General features: G+C 51.1%; 16 protein-coding genes and 1 tRNA gene. 10 read left to right on the forward strand and 7 right to left on the reverse strand.

What is annotated here, in order from left to right; genetic code table 11:
* The first annotated feature begins 4 nt into the window (after positions 1–4).
* The 4 genes from rdgB to AT746_RS14230 are packed head-to-tail and all read left to right on the forward strand — an operon-like array spanning position 5 to position 3,937.
* On the forward strand, positions 5–598 hold the full coding sequence (gene rdgB, locus AT746_RS14215; RefSeq protein WP_062481394.1) for an RdgB/HAM1 family non-canonical purine NTP pyrophosphatase: 594 nt from the start codon (positions 5–7) through the stop codon (positions 596–598).
* A gap of 7 nt (positions 599–605) precedes the next feature.
* Positions 606–1,748 (forward strand): radical SAM family heme chaperone HemW, encoded by a 1,143-nt coding sequence (hemW, locus tag AT746_RS14220; RefSeq protein WP_082633409.1) that lies wholly within the window; start codon positions 606–608, stop codon positions 1,746–1,748.
* Between the two features lie 60 nt (positions 1,749–1,808).
* The gene (locus AT746_RS14225; protein ID WP_062481398.1) at positions 1,809–2,942 is read left to right on the forward strand and encodes an AI-2E family transporter; all 1,134 of its coding nucleotides are present in this window, start codon (positions 1,809–1,811) and stop codon (positions 2,940–2,942) included.
* 23 nt (positions 2,943–2,965) lie between these two features.
* Entirely contained in the window at positions 2,966–3,937 is a 972-nt protein-coding gene (locus AT746_RS14230; protein WP_062481400.1) for a calcium/sodium antiporter, read from the forward strand.
* Between the two features lie 70 nt (positions 3,938–4,007).
* On the opposite strand, the gene AT746_RS14235 is transcribed toward AT746_RS14230, so the two are convergent.
* From AT746_RS14235 to AT746_RS14250, 4 genes are all read right to left on the reverse strand, one after another.
* Positions 4,008–5,216, reverse strand: coding sequence for a methyl-accepting chemotaxis protein (locus AT746_RS14235; RefSeq protein WP_062481402.1), 1,209 nt, complete (start codon positions 5,214–5,216; stop codon positions 4,008–4,010).
* A 120-nt stretch (positions 5,217–5,336) separates the two neighbouring features.
* The gene (locus tag AT746_RS14240) at positions 5,337–6,110 is read right to left on the reverse strand and encodes a YggN family protein (RefSeq protein WP_062481404.1); all 774 of its coding nucleotides are present in this window, start codon (positions 6,108–6,110) and stop codon (positions 5,337–5,339) included.
* Positions 6,111–6,272: 162 nt separating this feature from the next.
* Positions 6,273–6,791 (reverse strand): PAS domain-containing protein, encoded by a 519-nt coding sequence (locus AT746_RS14245; protein WP_062481406.1) that lies wholly within the window; start codon positions 6,789–6,791, stop codon positions 6,273–6,275.
* A 2-nt stretch (positions 6,792–6,793) separates the two neighbouring features.
* Positions 6,794–7,789: a response regulator gene (locus AT746_RS14250; protein WP_062481409.1), complete on the reverse strand. Its 996-nt coding sequence runs from the start codon at positions 7,787–7,789 to the stop codon at positions 6,794–6,796.
* Positions 7,790–8,049: 260 nt separating this feature from the next.
* Here AT746_RS14250 and AT746_RS14255 point away from each other — a divergent pair, with 260 nt between their 5' ends.
* A complete protein-coding gene (locus AT746_RS14255; RefSeq protein WP_062481412.1) occupies positions 8,050–9,000 on the forward strand; it encodes a DUF3034 family protein in 951 nt (316 codons plus the stop codon).
* The gene (locus AT746_RS14260) at positions 8,997–9,425 is read left to right on the forward strand and encodes a group I truncated hemoglobin (RefSeq protein WP_062481413.1); all 429 of its coding nucleotides are present in this window, start codon (positions 8,997–8,999) and stop codon (positions 9,423–9,425) included. Before AT746_RS14255 ends, AT746_RS14260 begins: the two co-directional genes overlap by 4 nt.
* A 47-nt stretch (positions 9,426–9,472) precedes the next feature.
* On the opposite strand, the gene AT746_RS14265 is transcribed toward AT746_RS14260, so the two are convergent.
* A complete protein-coding gene (locus tag AT746_RS14265; RefSeq protein ID WP_082633289.1) occupies positions 9,473–9,853 on the reverse strand; it encodes a response regulator in 381 nt (126 codons plus the stop codon).
* 388 nt (positions 9,854–10,241) lie between these two features.
* On the opposite strand from AT746_RS14265, the gene AT746_RS14270 reads away from it, so the two are divergent.
* A complete protein-coding gene (locus AT746_RS14270) occupies positions 10,242–10,616 on the forward strand; it encodes an Hpt domain-containing protein (protein ID WP_062481421.1) in 375 nt (124 codons plus the stop codon).
* On the forward strand, positions 10,591–11,814 hold the full coding sequence (locus AT746_RS14275) for a response regulator (protein ID WP_062481423.1): 1,224 nt from the start codon (positions 10,591–10,593) through the stop codon (positions 11,812–11,814). The genes AT746_RS14270 and AT746_RS14275 overlap by 26 nt, the downstream gene beginning before the upstream one ends.
* A 280-nt stretch (positions 11,815–12,094) precedes the next feature.
* Here AT746_RS14275 and AT746_RS14280 read toward each other — a convergent pair whose 3' ends face one another.
* Positions 12,095–12,424 carry a hypothetical protein gene (locus AT746_RS14280; protein ID WP_062481425.1) on the reverse strand — a complete coding sequence of 110 codons (330 nt, stop codon included), beginning with the start codon at positions 12,422–12,424 and terminating at the stop codon, positions 12,095–12,097.
* A gap of 132 nt (positions 12,425–12,556) precedes the next feature.
* On the reverse strand, positions 12,557–13,369 hold the full coding sequence (locus AT746_RS14285; protein ID WP_062481427.1) for an MbnP family copper-binding protein: 813 nt from the start codon (positions 13,367–13,369) through the stop codon (positions 12,557–12,559).
* 254 nt (positions 13,370–13,623) lie between these two features.
* Between AT746_RS14285 and AT746_RS14290 the strand changes: the two genes are divergently transcribed.
* On the forward strand, positions 13,624–15,033 hold the full coding sequence (locus AT746_RS14290; protein WP_062481429.1) for a YdgA family protein: 1,410 nt from the start codon (positions 13,624–13,626) through the stop codon (positions 15,031–15,033).
* 188 nt (positions 15,034–15,221) lie between these two features.
* A tRNA-Ile gene (locus AT746_RS14295) sits at positions 15,222–15,298 on the forward strand.
* Positions 15,299–15,326 lie beyond the last annotated feature (28 nt).

The following is a 15,326-nucleotide window of genomic DNA, read 5'->3' on the forward strand; positions in this document are numbered from 1 at the left end:
CACAATGCAAAAATGGGTCATGGCCACAGGCAACGCCGGCAAAGTAAAAGAACTCTCAGCCATGCTGACGCCACTACAGGTGGATATTCGCGTACAAAGTGAGTTTGATGTGCCGGAAGTACCTGAAACCGGCACGACTTTTGTGGAAAATGCCATTATCAAGGCCCGTCATGCAGCGCGCATTACCGGCTTACCTGCCATTGCCGATGATTCGGGACTGGCAGTGGATGCCCTTGGCGGTGCACCGGGCATCTACTCCTCCCGCTATGCCGGTGAGAACGCCACTGATTCAGACAATATCAACAAACTGCTCGGTGCCCTTGAAGGCCAGTCTAATCGCCAGGCCCGCTTTATCTGTGTACTGGTATGGATGCGCCATGGCGATGATCCGACGCCGGTTATCGCCCAGGGCCAATGGCAGGGGCAAATCACAGAGCAACCCTCAGGTGGCGGCGGCTTTGGCTATGATCCGGTATTCCGGGTAGCATCACATCAGTGCACCGCGGCAGAACTTGAAGCGAACCTGAAGAACCAGCTCAGTCACAGAGCACAGGCACTGCAGCAATTGCTACCTCAGCTGGAAGCGGCTCTTGGCTGAATCGGCTTTGCAACATCCACCGCTGGCGCTGTACATCCATATTCCCTGGTGCGTACAAAAGTGCCCCTATTGCGACTTTAACTCCCATGGTCAGAAAACCGCTCTGCCGGAAACGGAATATATCAGCCATCTGCTCGATGATTTAGCCACCGATGCAAAGCTTGTGGCTGACCGTGAAGTCAGTTCAATTTTCTTTGGCGGCGGTACGCCCAGTCTGTTCAGTGCGCCGGGCATTGAGCGGATTCTGAATGGTGTGCGTGAGCGGGTTAACCTCAGTGCTGATGCTGAGATTACCCTTGAGGCCAACCCGGGCACGGTTGAAAGCGAAAAATTTGCGGCGTTTCATCAGGCCGGAGTCAACCGCATCTCTATAGGCGTTCAGAGCTTTCAGCAGGATAAACTTATGGCTTTGGGGCGTATTCATAACGCCGAACAGGCCAGCCGGGCAGCCGGCTATGCCCATAATGCCGGGCTCAGCAGTTTTAATCTGGATCTGATGCATGGTCTGCCGGACCAGTCTGTGGATGATGCCCTGTCCGACCTGCGTCGCGGCATTGAACAGTTGCCGCCTCATCTTTCCTGGTACCAGCTGACCATCGAACCCAATACCCTGTTTGCCTCTAAACCTCCTGTTTTGCCCGATGACGATATCCTCTGGGATATCCAGCAAAGGGGGCACCAACTGCTGGAACAGGCCGGATACCGGCAGTATGAAATCTCGGCCTATAGCCAGCCCGGGCACCAGTGTCAGCACAATCTGAACTACTGGCGTTTTGGCGATTATCTTGGGATTGGCTGTGGGGCCCATGGCAAAATCACCGATGCAGGCGCGGATCAGATCCTTCGCACCGTCAAGGTCAAACACCCCAAGGGCTATATGGATCTGAGCAAACCCTACCTGTATCAGAGCCAGGAGGTGGCAAGAGAAGACCGGCCCTTTGAGTTTTTTATGAATCGCCTGAGGTTGTTAGAGCCCTGCCCTAAACAGGATTACGGGCGCTATACCGGCCTGGCACTGAGCGAATTTGGACTTGCCGGTAAACTGGCCAGCGCCATCGATGCCGGGCTTATCGATGAAACACCTCAAAGCTGGCAATTAACAGAATCGGGGAAACGGTATCTGAACAGCTTGCTGGAGAAACTGGTTTAATTTCACTGTACTGCTTTATTGGTCTGTGCTTGAATCTGCATTGTCGCACAAGGGAAAAACATGCAGGAAAAACTGGAACACCGCTCATTTTTGTTATTGCTGCTGCTGATCACAGGGCTGTTTGCTTATCTGCTCAAGCCTTTCTTTGGCGCCCTGTTCTGGTCCTGTGTGATTGCCATCATGTTCTATCCCCTGCACCATTATCTGACAGAGCGTTGGGGCGGGCGGCGAAATCTGGCAGCCCTTACAACCCTGGTTATCTGCGCCATCATGGTGATCGTGCCCACCCTGTTTGTGGCCGCCTCATTTTTTCAGGAAGGCGCGAAAATCTACCAGAAACTGCAGGACGGCGATCTCGATCCCGGTGCCTACGTGGAACAGCTCAAAACAGCCTTTCCGGCGGTGCAGGACTTTCTCGGTCGTTTCGGTATCGACCTTGAAAACTTTAAAAGCCTGCTGGCCGACAGCGCCGTCTCTTCCAGCCGCTGGATAGCAGAGAACGCCGTGCAGCTCGGTCAGGGCACCATGACCCTGTTCCTGAATATAGGTTTGCTACTGTACGTCACCTTCTTTTTTCTGCGTGATGGTCCGAAACTGGTGATGCTGCTGGTGCGGGCATTGCCAATGGGTGATGAACGGGAACATCAGTTGTTTGATAAGTTCTCTGAAGTCACCCGGGCCACCGTTAAAGGCAATCTGGTGGTGGCTATTGTTCAGGGTACCCTGGGCGGAATAATATTCTGGATACTGGATATCCCGGGGCCGATACTCTGGGGCGTGGTGATGACAGTCCTGTCGCTGATCCCTGTGGTGGGCGCCGGTCTTATCTGGGCACCGGTGGCGATCTATCTGTTTGCCATCGGTGAGTGGGTAGACGGAGCCATACTCACTGCTTTCGGCGCCGTTGTTATCGGGCTGGTAGACAATATCCTGCGGCCCATTCTGGTCGGCCGTGACACCAAGCTGCCGGACTATGTGGTGCTGCTCTCGACGCTTGGCGGATTCAGCTTATTCGGGATTAATGGTTTTGTTATCGGCCCGCTGATCGCGGCGCTGTTCCTGACCTTCTGGGAAATCTTTATCCGTGAGTTCAACCCGGGGTTCGATCCCTCAGACCTCAGCGGTGAAGCAGAACTGGAAGAATGGCAGGATCAGCAGGAACAGGCCAGCGAGTCTTCAGACAGGGCTAAATAGCAGTCGCGCAAGGAATAATCTCTATGTTGTTCGCCTTTATCGCTATCATTGCTGGCCTGATGCTACTGCTCTGGAGCGCCGGGCGCTTCGTGGATGGTGCTGCCAAAACCGCCAGCCACTTTGGCATGCCGCCATTATTGATTGGCATGATCGTTGTCGGGTTTGGTACCTCGGCCCCGGAAATGCTGGTGTCTGCCCTGGCCGCCTCGCAAGGCAACGCCGGTATCGCTCTGGGTAATGCCTACGGCTCTAATATTACTAATATCGCCCTGATTCTGGGACTGACAGCGGTGATCAGCCCTATCGCCGTGCATTCACAGGTACTGCGCAAAGAATTGCCATTGCTGATATTGGTGACGGCAGTGGCAGCATGGCAACTTTGGGACGGTCAGATCAGCCGGGTTGATGCTCTGATACTAATCGCGTTATTTACCCTGCTGATGATCTGGACTGTACGCCAGGGCATGCAACAGCGCCAGGATACGCTGGCTGCAGAAGTGGAACAGGAGTTAACCACGGGCACAGAGTCTGTACAAAAATCTCTTCTGTGGCTGAGTGTGGGGCTGGTGTTGTTAATCATCAGTTCGCGCATCCTGGTATGGGGTGCAGTAGAAGTGGCAACCCTGCTCGGTATCAGTGATCTGATGATTGGCCTGACCATTGTGGCAGTGGGTACCTCGCTGCCGGAACTGGCCTCATCCCTGATTGCGGCCCGCAAGGGTGAACATGATATTGCACTGGGGAATATTATTGGCTCCAACCTGTTTAATACTCTGGCAGTAGTTGGCATTGCGGGTCTGATTCAGCCACTGTCAGCAGGCCCGGAGGTATTCAACCGCGATATGCTGGTAATGGCGGCGCTCACCATGTCACTGTTCATATTGGGCTATGGATTCGGCAAAACAGGGCGGATTAACCGTTTCGAAGGCGGGCTGTTATTGCTCAGCTATGCCGGCTACACCGCCTACCTGATCGCCGAAGTCATTGCGGCCTGATTTATACCAATCCGCATAGATAATTGCACTCTCGGAGCGAGTCAGAAGGGCTTATCTATGCGAATTGGTATCACAAAAAGCGCTGCAGTTGTTTTTGGGTAGTCTGCGTCTCTACGGTCAGCTCCCGGATATCCGCTTCCACCTGCTGCATATCGGTGCGGATTTCAGCGCCCAGATCAGAAATTCTCGCCACTGAGGCATGGGCCTGATCATAGGTGTGTTTGAGGGCATGTACCGACTCACCGATGGCGACCAGCCTCTGATTATCGGCCTGCAGTTGCTGCACCATGTCTTCAAACCTTGCACTGGTGCTGGCGATATCCTGCTGGGCCTTCCCGGCCATTTCCGTCAGTTTTACCGATTCCTGCTGCGTATCCTGCACCAGGGTTTCCATCTGGTTGATAAAGTTGCTGATCTGCCCGGTGGCCTGATTCACTTTAACGGATAAGGTACGCACTTCGTCAGCCACCACCGCAAAGCCACGTCCTGCTTCGCCGGCTCTGGCAGCTTCAATAGCCGCATTTAATGCCAGCAAATTGGTCTGATCGGAAAAATCCTGCACCATTTTTAAGATATCGCGAATGCTGGAGGCATTATCCTTCAGGCCGCCGACAGTCTGATCGAACGCCCGCAGCAGTTCGTCAATATCGCCAATATCCCTGGATAAGGACGATAACTGCCGGGTTGAGGCGGTGGCGGCGCTGAGATTCTCATCAGTGGACTGTGCCACCTCATCGGTCTTGCTGACAATGGCCTGAATCTCATCATTCACCTGCTGACTGGAGGCGAAGATCTCGTCGCTGATACTGTCCTGATCGGCGGCATTGGCAGAGGTATTATTGATTTTTCCCAGTACTGCTTGATTCTTTTCGCTGGCCAGGCGGGCGTGCTCGCTGATGTCTTTGAGCAATACGGACAGGTTACTGACAAAGGTATTGTAACCCCCGGATAACTGTCTGAATTCATCATAGGTAAAGGCCGGTAACCGGCCTTTGAGATCGCCCTGCTTGTGATTGATTTCATCCAGATTGCGGACCATGGCCCTGACCGGACGAACAATAAGATAAGTGAGGTAAAACAGGGTAAACAGGAACGCCATGACACTGACAATGGCCAGGCTGAATAACAGAGTCGGGGATTCTGTCCAGGATGCATCAGAAAATGCCAGCCACAGGGTTAATACCTGAAACAGGAAAAGAAACGTTACATTGCCAACGATCTTGCGGGTTAGTGTGGCAAAGAAGGTTTTCTCAACAAAAAGATAAAGATCCCTGAACATAGTTTCTCCCGCGCAACGGACACCGACTGTAGGGTAAACATAGTACCTCAACACCGTACAATTAAAACATGATGTAAATCATGTAATAGCCATTCCATTAACGGCCTGAAACCGATTTTCTTAAGATTTGCCGGTTACGATCAGGTTATAAGCCTTCAGTTCAGGAACACGTTCGCGCAAGGCTTCTTCAATACCGTCGAGACGCTGGATTTCATTGCAGAACCACTCAGCTTTTTTACGCAGCGTGTCGGCCTGGGGGGCAATACGACGCTCTATCTCCGCGCCCATAGTCTCCAGGCGGGTGGATAAATCTTCCATCTTACGTTCCAGGTTGGTATCGCCTTCCGAGGCCAGCCCGCCAATAGCCGTCAGAATGCCGCCCACTGAGGTACCCAGCGCCTGCTCGATTTCCTGCTCCAGCTCTGGATCCATCAACTCATCGACATTTTCCAGACTGCGGGGACCAATATAATAGTTACTGCTGGCACGGATAAATTTAGTTTTAACTTTGGTTCGCACTTTCCACAGGGCATCCTGCAGACGCTGATAGCTGTCATGTTCACTGCCCACCAGACCCACATACACGTGGTCGATAGTACCAATAGCCAGATCTACCCCTTCGCTGGCCAGCAGTATGACCTTGGGAACGGCATAACGCAGACCCTCTGCCAGTTCTTTCAGATGCTGCTGTGCCTGCTCATCCAGGGTGATCCATTCGCCGTGCACAATTAACTGTTCGGTACCGTTGATCTGATACAAGGTACGGGTGTCTTCTGTGACGCGAATATGCCGGTCGTTGACCACCAGACCAAATTGCAGGTCGGCCTCGCACATAAACGCAGACTGCACCGGCAGTGCCAACAACAATAACGAACAGACCAGGGCTCTCAACATACACTCTCTGACAGATACGATAACAAATTATACTCCCTTAACGGGCTGATCATGGGAATAATATAAATAAGGTTTTTATTCTATCTGACAGTATTGTGCTACGCCGCAAACGGATGACAAAGGCATGCCAGACCAGTGCAGTAAAAAACAGGTTACACTGCATCAGTCATTAACGCGATTGGCTGGTACCGTCTTTTCGGCCACTTTTTCATTCAGTTCACTGAGGATAACCTGGGTGGACTCCAGTACCTTCTTTCCCACCGCCACATCGGTAACGTCGTAGATCATCATGCAGATATTCTCAACCTTGCCGGTAGTGCTGACCAGGGGTGACAGGGTAATGTTCTGGTACATATAATCTTCAGTACCGGTAATGGGCCGGTAGTTGGGAAACCTGAGTAAAAAGGGGCGCTGTTCCCAGATAATAAAGGCCCGGTTTTTCAGTTCAAACACCGGCCTGGCTTTATTACGGAACCAGGCCTCATTAACCTCCGGAAAAAGCGCAAACAGCGACTTGCCCCTTACCTGACTGGGCAACAAACCGGAGTGGCTTTCCATAAAACCGTTCCAGAGGTTAATTTCAAACTCGCGGTTTAATACCACCAACCCCACATCAACGGTTTGCAGCATGTCCATCATCCAGTGAAACTCTGTTAAATCGTTCAGTGCTTCATCGGTCATGCTCAGTCCTCCAGCAGATGAGAAAGTTTGTTATTCATGGTCTCCATGGACTCCTCGGTAACCAGCAACACCAGATCGCAATGCACCTGGTAACCTTCCAGACCATAACTCAGCTCAATGGCCAGGGTACGGCGCCAACGGGTTTTATTGATATTAATCAGCTCGGTGATATTGCGATGTTGCCCCAGTACCTCCGGATGCCCCTGGCTGAAATGCATATCCAGTTGGCTGGCCAGGCCATTCAGGCAAGTACCTATGAGGATATTGGCCGCATCCATCAGCAACTCAAGCTGCATCTGATCATCCACTTCCTCGGAGATATTGAGAATTTTCGCCACATCATTAAAGCTGGAGTCACTGAGAATAAACAGTGCCTCACCACAGATCCCGGGCCCCACAAAACCCTGACAGATACCAGACACGGTGTCTTTGTCTTCAATATCCTGCAACATCATATGCAGTTCTGAGGCTTCGATAAGATTAACATTGGGAATGGGCAGCTTAACGAATACGTTGAGGATCCGGGCCAGGTGATCCCCGGCCTGCCCCATGGCGATATTGGTGATTTCCTGATAAATATCCCTGATTTCAGGATCCAGGCTGGCCAGTTCGGGTTTGTCTTGTTCCTGCTGGTTCTGGGTGATCCGGTGTTTCACCAGCAATTTTTCAAAAGTGGCAGGTTTGATCGGTTTTTCAATAAAATCCAGCGCCCCGAGCCGCTTGACCCGTTCATGGGCTTCGGGCTGAATATCACCGGAGATCACAATCACTGTGGTTTTCAGCCCCTGTGCCTGAATAGTTTCCAGCACCTGATAACCATCCATCACCGGCATATTCAGATCCAGCAGCAGCAACTGGCCCTTACCTTCCTTAAGCGCGGCAATGGCTTCCTCACCGTGCTTGGCGAAATGAACGGCCACCTCCCAGTCTTCGGGCAGACATTTGGCCACCTGCTTACGCGCTACCAGGGAATCATCGCAGATTAAGACTGAATACATACTTGGGCAGGCCTGTTATTAGTGACGCCATCTTTGCCTTATCGGCAAAACCACATACTTATTAAATACGCTATAAACTACTGTGAAAGGCACAGAAAAAGTCAACACGCACTCACTATTGATAGCAAGAAATATCCCATTTACCAATGACTACAGGCAAATAAAACAACCTGAGGACCCGCACTGACCATCCGCTCATGGCTGGAATCTGAGGCAAAACATCGCCATACTGCACACAGGCACCTTAATTGAGTAACACTATGATAAGAAAACTGTTTTTCTGCCTGGGCCTGGCCAGCCTGAGCCCACTGGCGTTTGCCACCGGCAGTTCGCTGGTCGCCACAGGCGGCATAACCAGCTTTGAAGGCACCGCAGGCGGGGGCATCACGCCCTGGGCCATGATCGCAGGCTACGGCTCCAAAGAAGAAATTCAGGGTACCGCTGCCCTGCAACAACTGGATCTCGGTGAATACCAGTTACGCACTTTTGGTGCTGCCGTGGGCATCTACGACAGAGTGGAATTATCGGTGCAGCGCCAGAACCTCAAGGTCGAATCCGGTATTGTCAGCAATGTGTTTAATCTGCTGACAGAGGGCGCTATCAATACGGCGCCGGGCACCGATATTGAACAGGATATTATCGGCCTGAAGGTAAAGGTTTTCGGTGATGCCATCTTCGACCAGAACAGCCCCTGGCCGCAGGTTTCAGTCGGTGCTCAGTACAAGAAAAACCGTGATTTTGATACCTCCCTGGCCCTTTCTGATGGGTCAGTGCCACTGCCGGACACCGGCGTTCCTATGTTACTGGGCGCGACAGAAGACTCCGGTACCGACTATTACGTTTCTGCCAGTAAGCTCTGGCTGGGCGCTGCCTGGGGTAACAATCTGCTGGCCAATGTGACTGCCAGAATGACCAAAGCCAATACCTTTGGGCTGCTCGGCTTCGGGTCGGCCAGCGATGATGACTATGAACTGGAATGGGAAGGTTCACTGGCCATTTTACCCTCCCCTTCAACTGCCGTAGGCGTTGAATGGCGTACCCAGACAAATCGCCTGGGCGGGCTGGCCGAAGAGAAAACCGCCATGGATCTGTTTATTGCCTATTTTCCCAACAAGCATTGGTCGCTGACAGCGGCTTATGTGGATCTCGGTCACCTCCCTTTTGACCAAAAGGCCAGTGGCCTGTATCTGTCTGCAACGGTGAATTTATGAGATACCTTGTTCCCTCTATGACGCTGGTTTTATTGTTACTGACAGGTTGTGCCAGCAATTCAAAACCAGACCTGTACGAAGAAATTGGCGGTTCAGCGACCTTGTCCAAGGTGTTTGGCCTGGCCATCAACCGCATCTATAACGATCCGATGCTCGGCCCCCACTTTGAGGGGGTACCTAAGTCTCACCTGCGTAAAATGCTCACCGAACAAACCTGCGCCCTGATTGGCGGGCCCTGCGAGTACACCGGCAAGGATATGCGCGAATCCCATCAGGAAAGAAATGTTACCGAAGCCGAGTTTTATGCGCTGGTTGAGCATGTACAACAGGCCATGCGCCTGATTGGTCTGACCTACCAGCAGGAAAACCGTATTCTGGCGGCACTGGCGCCATTAAAAGAGGATATTATCTATCAGGCGCAGTAATTATGGATTGTTGCGCGCAATGGCCTGCCTGAATGTGGCAGGTTCATTTAAGCCAGCAATTCTCTGAGTTGGGCCGCAGAAAAAGGTTTTGACAGCAGACCCGCTATCCTGAGCCCATTTTCATCTGCTGAGCGGCGGGCGGATTCCAGCACCTCGTGCTCAACACCGCTGGTAAGAATGATATCGGCGCTGCAATCCTGCTCTGCCAATCTCGCCAGTACCTGATTGCCATCCATCTCCGGCATGATCAAATCCAGCGCAATCACATCCGGAAGCCACTCTTCGAGTGCCTGAAAAAAGGCCTGATGTTCAGTGGTGAATTTCGCTTCCATACCTATAAAACGAGCGATATGCGCGATGGTTTCTGCGGTGAGAGGATCATCATCCAGAATCAGCAACCGCCCCTTTATCCTTGTCGCCCCTTTCATGACCTTACTCGCGTTGAACGCCTGGTAGTTTCAGAGCAAACCTCTGGTGTGCTGTAACACATAACCAACTCCCCAGATTTTGTCTGTGCCTCTGCTGACAAAAACGACAAAGGCGAATGGATCCAACTACAAGAGTTGGTCAAAAAAACCTGTCTGTCAAAAATGCCCTTAAGTTACAGGTATAAATACTAAAACCTATGTTGTCGGCATCACAACGTACAGACTGTTTATCCGACTATAGTCAGAGGGTAGAGACAAAAAGATGTGCTATTTCAATGACGGATAACGATATCACACAACTGAACCGTACGACTGAATGCTGTGACTACCTTTTAATTACAGTTAACATGAACGGATTCCCCTGTTTCTGAGCCTTTAGGGGGTTCATATGTCAATTAACCTGGCCAAGATTAGCGACTTTGTGGGCGAGCTTACAGAGCAGGAACTCATACAGTTAGTCGAAAGCTTTGAAAGCACACTGATAGCCCGCCGCGGTGAGCTACAGGTTGCCCGCGGAGAACGTGATTATTGCCGCATCGTGCGATTAACTCACAACCTGAAAAGTAATGCATTATACTTTGGCGCAGAAGAACTACATGAGACCTGTCAGGCAGGCGAGAGACTTTTTAGTTCATCCGGCTTTACTGAAATACAGCTCTCAGATTGGTTCGATGAGTTTGAGGCGGCTTGTGATGATGTACTACAGTGCATAGAGCAAGTGTTGAAGGACAAACACCATGATCAAGAAACACGAGAGCGATGAAATTCATGTATTTTTCTACACCACCGATCGTAAGGACGACGAACTACTTATTCATACCCTGCAGGATTCCAAGCTAAAGGTAAAAGTCAGCAACTCTAAACTGGCGCTGGTAGAATGCCTGAAACAAGAGTTTGGCAAGATCATACTGATTTCTCAGGACGATATTAACGACTCCCTTTCCCTCTACTATCAGTGTCTCGCGCTGGTACCAGACAACCAGCTATATGACCATGCGCTGCTCGTGACATGCTCGCGCCAGGACGAAAAACAAGCTTTTGACTACTTTCTCAGCCGCGCCATCGATGATTATCTGTTGTCTCGGCCCCTGTACGAAGTGCATCGCCCGGTTACCGTCTGCTATCAACAGCTGGAAAAGTTAGGGGTATATCTCAACCATTCAGCCCCTTTACCCCAGATACAGCCAGGACAGTCACTGCCTGAAGATAAAGGAGAGTTGCTGAAGGTGGGTGTAGAACGCAAGAATCGCCTGAAACTTGAGTTTGATACGCTGTTAAAAGAGTTTGATAAGACCATATCTGATACCGAAACGTCGCTCCAGCAGAACAAGCTGGACGACAACCTTTTGCTGCACCTGCACGAACAGCTCTCCAGCCTGAAACATAATAATTTCCGGCCCAGACTGATTCGTTTACAACACTCCGCGCTGGATTTGCTCGATGCTTTGCTGCATAAATTCGCCCCTGACAAGCCGGCTGAAGCACCAGAACAGATTGATACTGAGGAGGACGCCCATTCAGAAACGTTGCCACTGGAGGTTGATTTACCCACAGCAGAAGATGAACACGCTGATGAGCACCGGCAGGCAGCCAAAGTATTGTTGGTGGAAGATGACAATGTTAGCGCCATGATGAGCAGCAAGCTATTGAAAAACCTTGGGTTTGATGTTCACTGGACAAGCCTGGGGCGCCGGGCGCTGGCCTATCTACAGACCAATCAATACGCGCTGATCCTTATGGATATCAACCTTCCGGATACTGACGGCCTGATGGTTGCCGACCAGCTCAGCCATATGCAGTGCATAAACAGCAATACGCCTGTGGCCATTCTGACCGGCAACAAGCACAAAAATCTGGTTCAGAGAGCGGCGAAGACCGGCGCCAAACACTATATCGTCAAGCCATTACACATCGACACCATGATAAAGCTTTGTCAGAAGTATCAGATTAAAATTGATTAAGAAAAAGGGGCCTGTCCGGCCCCATAATCAGGGAAACAATACATGTAAGTAAATTCATGTATTGGTACCAGACCACCTTGCCAGGCGGAGTGGTATAAGGTTGGTTCACGAAGCCAACATCAACAATTATAAAGAGATACTGTTACCTGAATATGTCAGTGTGACGAACACCGGGAAAAGGGTGACCAGCGGCAACGGCGCTGTTACCAGCTGAGAAGGGAATCATGGCGGCAAAAGCCACAATGCCAGTGCCGCGACTTACCAGTACAGAGCAGAAAGCTCAGATAATACTGCCCTGGTGCAGGGTAATGAAGTACTTGCTATCGGCCTTGCTGTAATCAATTTTATATTCTTTACCGTTCAGGGTCTGAATAAACAACAGAATTTTTTCTTCACCAAAGAAGTCACTCAAGGTCACGTCGATAAGCTCCATGTCCATCATCTTGGCCTCGCGCTTATTCTCCGGCAACTTACCTTCATATTGCTTTATACCTTTATAGGTAACCAGAATGGCCGGCATGTCGTCACCGTTAAGCACTAACAGATCAAACTTACGCAGCTTATGAATAATGGTGTTTCTGCCACTTAGCAGGAAAGGCTTCTCGGTCATCTTAATCCCCGTTGCAACAGGCTAATGCCCCTTGGGCTAGTTGTTATTGTAAACAGAAAGATACCAGAGTTTTTCTGTTATACCAACAGATTACCTATTCACCGTTACAGTAGCCTGGCCTGAGTGCGACCCTTATATCCACTCGATAACAGACTGATGCAGGTTACTCAGTACCATCTCACAGCTTTCTGTTTCTCCTGGCTGGAAGGTACAGCTGTTGGCCTTATTCAGCTCAATCCCCTGTAACAGACGATCGATGTGGAACACCAGCGTATTGGCCGCGCCCTTTGGCCGGGCCAGATCAAACTCGAGCAGATCGGCCTTGTAACAGGGCTCAGAGGCCTCCTGATTATTGGCGCAGTCTACTCCCCCAAGATGAAACGCCCAGCTGTCAGACACTGAGCTCAGTTCGATACGGGCAAACTTGTGCCCCGAATGCACCGACCAGAACATACTGGACAGGTTCAGCGGTGAAGGTTGCGTGAGCGGATTCTGATTGCCTGAATTTACCGGCACGCCCAGCGCAAACTGCAAGCGCTCTATATCGCCCAGATCCACTTCTTTACTAAAACGTATCTGATGATTACCCGGCATTTCACCGCCACGCCAACAATCTTTTTGCTCAATGGAAACCAGCACCAGATCGTCGGTCTGCCATTTGCTGTTCTCCAGCTTCAGTGATTGCCCATTCTGGTCCCGAAAATCACTCAGATAAAACTTCGAATGCTCCAGATACCAGCCACCACCGCTCATACCCAGCGCGGTGCCACAGGGCACCGGATGACCATCGTATCTGAGTTCTACGTTAAGACGGGGGGGCGAGGAAGCGAAAAAACTACAGCCTGACAAGGTCAGTAAACCAATCAGCCAGGCCACCAGTAACCTTGAGGTCCGGCCATGTAAACTTTGCAACAGTGCTGTAGGTAACTTGAAGGGTTTTATCATTATCAGTTTATACAGAGCCAGGGCGCAACCACTAAACCCCTATGATGCGTGTTTGATACCATGCCCGTCAAGATGCATTAACCTATTGGCAGCATCAATAAATCCGAATCACACACTCTGTTACAAAACTGCCCGCCACAGGCAGGCTAGCACTGTTGGAACTGGCAAAGATCGGCCGATTATAGTAACCTCGCCTGCCATTTTGTGAGCAAAAATCCGTTCTGACCACTCTGACCTTACAAGGAGCGTATCTTATGAATAAAGGCCTGTTAATCGGCGCCGCAGTGGTAGTGGCTGCACTCGCCATTTCCCCTAAATACATCGGCACAGAAGTCGAAAAAAGTCTGCAGCACAATGCTGTTCAAATCAGCCAGTTGCCCGGCTACCAGTTGGAAGTCACCACGCTGGAGCAAAGCTGGTTTAATACCCGCGCCACACTGACCCTTGCAATGGATATAACCGAAATGGGAGCTGGTGAAGCAGAAACCGCACTCGAATTGCCGGAAATTACTATTGATCTGGATATCAATCATGGCCCCTTGCTGTTCAGCGGATTAGGTGCGGTGGGTGTGGCTGACTGGACCGCCACAGTTGATGGCCAGGAACTCAGAGAACACCTGAGCTGGCCCGCAGAAACCCCCTTTTACCGTATTCAGGGTGTAACGGGGTTATCCGGTAACAGCAGCTTTCAGGATATGTTCAGCGCCTTTGAAGGCAAACAAACCGAACTATTGTCATCAATGAGCTTCAGCGGCTATGTTGGCAGCGGCGAGATTACCGGCGATGAAATTCGCTATTACGGCGCCGCCGACTCGCTGACCCTGCAAAGCGAGAAGCTGAATATCACCAGCCAGCAACTGGCGGTTAATCTGCAAGCCGAGGCCGATTTTGCCAGCATGCTGCGGGGTGAGTTTTATGACAGCGACACCCTATTCAGCCTCGAAAAACTCAATATCACTAATAGCCAGTCTGCCCAACCCATTATCCTGGACGGCCTGAAGTTCCGTGCTCAGAGTCAGGTTAACCATGAAGAAGAAACGGGCAATATCGCGCTGGATTATCGTCTGGCGACCCTGACAATGCCGGAGTTTAATGCCAGTGATTTGCAACTGGCCATGGATGTCAGCCAGATCAGCCTGGATTTTCTGAAAGCTTACCAGGAGTTTATCCGCAATCTGGCTGCCACAGATCCACAGCAGTTAGAACAGGCCACTCAGGCGTTTATGCTGGATAACCTGTTGATGGTGCTGACACCGGAGCCGGAACTGAATATCACCAGCCTTAAGGGCACCCTGCCCCAGGGCGATTTTAACGGTTATCTGAACAGTAAACTGGTGAATATCGACAGCCTGCCAAAGAATATGGCCGACAAAGGCTTCTGGATAAAGCACACACTGGCCGATGCCCAGGTGCAGATGGACAAAGAAGTCGCCGAATGGCTCGCGGCCCGGCAGATGCTCAACCAGTTGAAAACCTCTGTGCCGCCACAACAGTGGGATCAGGCGCAAATGGAACAGCTGGCCAGACAGCAGGCGCCGGTGATGCTGGAAAACCTGTCAAAACAAGGCATGCTCAGCCAGACCGAAGAGGGGTATCAGGCAGTATTCAGCCTTAAAGACGGCGAAGCCAATCTGAACGGCACCGCCATTCCTCTGCCCATGTAATCAGATAAAGGTGCCGGCACCACCGGCACCTTTATACCTGCGCGCAGCCCGGACCCAGAGCAAAAAAACGTTTAAATATTCGCCTTTTGATCGGCCCGCAGCAGGCAAAGTGATGACATCACAAAAAAAACTGCTTATACTGCGCACCGCTTTGCAGCCATCTGGCGGCAACATATCACATCAAAAATGGCCCTTTAGCTCAGTTGGTTAGAGCACCCGACTCATAATCGGTAGGTCCCCAGTTCAAGTCTGGGAGGGGCCACCATCTTTAAAGGCTTCAAGCCGATAGCACT

Origin of the sequence: Lacimicrobium alkaliphilum, assembly GCF_001466725.1 — a bacterium.
GTDB classification, from domain to species: Bacteria; Pseudomonadota; Gammaproteobacteria; order Enterobacterales; family Alteromonadaceae; genus Lacimicrobium; species Lacimicrobium alkaliphilum_B.

Bases quoted from the DNA above. Each gene is read 5' to 3' on its own strand.
- AT746_RS14280 (WP_062481425.1), bottom strand. From the start codon at position 12,424: ATGACCGAGAAGCCTTTCCTGCTAAGTGGCAGAAACACCATTATTCAT.
- AT746_RS14285 (WP_062481427.1), bottom strand. From the start codon at position 13,369: ATGATAAAACCCTTCAAGTTACCTACAGCACTGTTGCAAAGTTTACAT.
- AT746_RS14265 (WP_082633289.1), bottom strand. From the start codon at position 9,853: ATGAAAGGGGCGACAAGGATAAAGGGGCGGTTGCTGATTCTGGATGAT.
- AT746_RS14240 (WP_062481404.1), bottom strand. From the start codon at position 6,110: ATGTTGAGAGCCCTGGTCTGTTCGTTATTGTTGTTGGCACTGCCGGTG.
- AT746_RS14255 (WP_062481412.1), top strand. From the start codon at position 8,050: ATGATAAGAAAACTGTTTTTCTGCCTGGGCCTGGCCAGCCTGAGCCCA.
- AT746_RS14230 (WP_062481400.1), top strand. From the start codon at position 2,966: ATGTTGTTCGCCTTTATCGCTATCATTGCTGGCCTGATGCTACTGCTC.
- AT746_RS14260 (WP_062481413.1), top strand. From the start codon at position 8,997: ATGAGATACCTTGTTCCCTCTATGACGCTGGTTTTATTGTTACTGACA.
- rdgB (WP_062481394.1), top strand. From the start codon at position 5: ATGCAAAAATGGGTCATGGCCACAGGCAACGCCGGCAAAGTAAAAGAA.
- AT746_RS14290 (WP_062481429.1), top strand. From the start codon at position 13,624: ATGAATAAAGGCCTGTTAATCGGCGCCGCAGTGGTAGTGGCTGCACTC.
- AT746_RS14235 (WP_062481402.1), bottom strand. From the start codon at position 5,216: ATGTTCAGGGATCTTTATCTTTTTGTTGAGAAAACCTTCTTTGCCACA.
- AT746_RS14250 (WP_062481409.1), bottom strand. From the start codon at position 7,789: ATGTATTCAGTCTTAATCTGCGATGATTCCCTGGTAGCGCGTAAGCAG.
- AT746_RS14275 (WP_062481423.1), top strand. From the start codon at position 10,591: ATGATCAAGAAACACGAGAGCGATGAAATTCATGTATTTTTCTACACC.
- AT746_RS14225 (WP_062481398.1), top strand. From the start codon at position 1,809: ATGCAGGAAAAACTGGAACACCGCTCATTTTTGTTATTGCTGCTGCTG.
- AT746_RS14245 (WP_062481406.1), bottom strand. From the start codon at position 6,791: ATGACCGATGAAGCACTGAACGATTTAACAGAGTTTCACTGGATGATG.
- AT746_RS14270 (WP_062481421.1), top strand. From the start codon at position 10,242: ATGTCAATTAACCTGGCCAAGATTAGCGACTTTGTGGGCGAGCTTACA.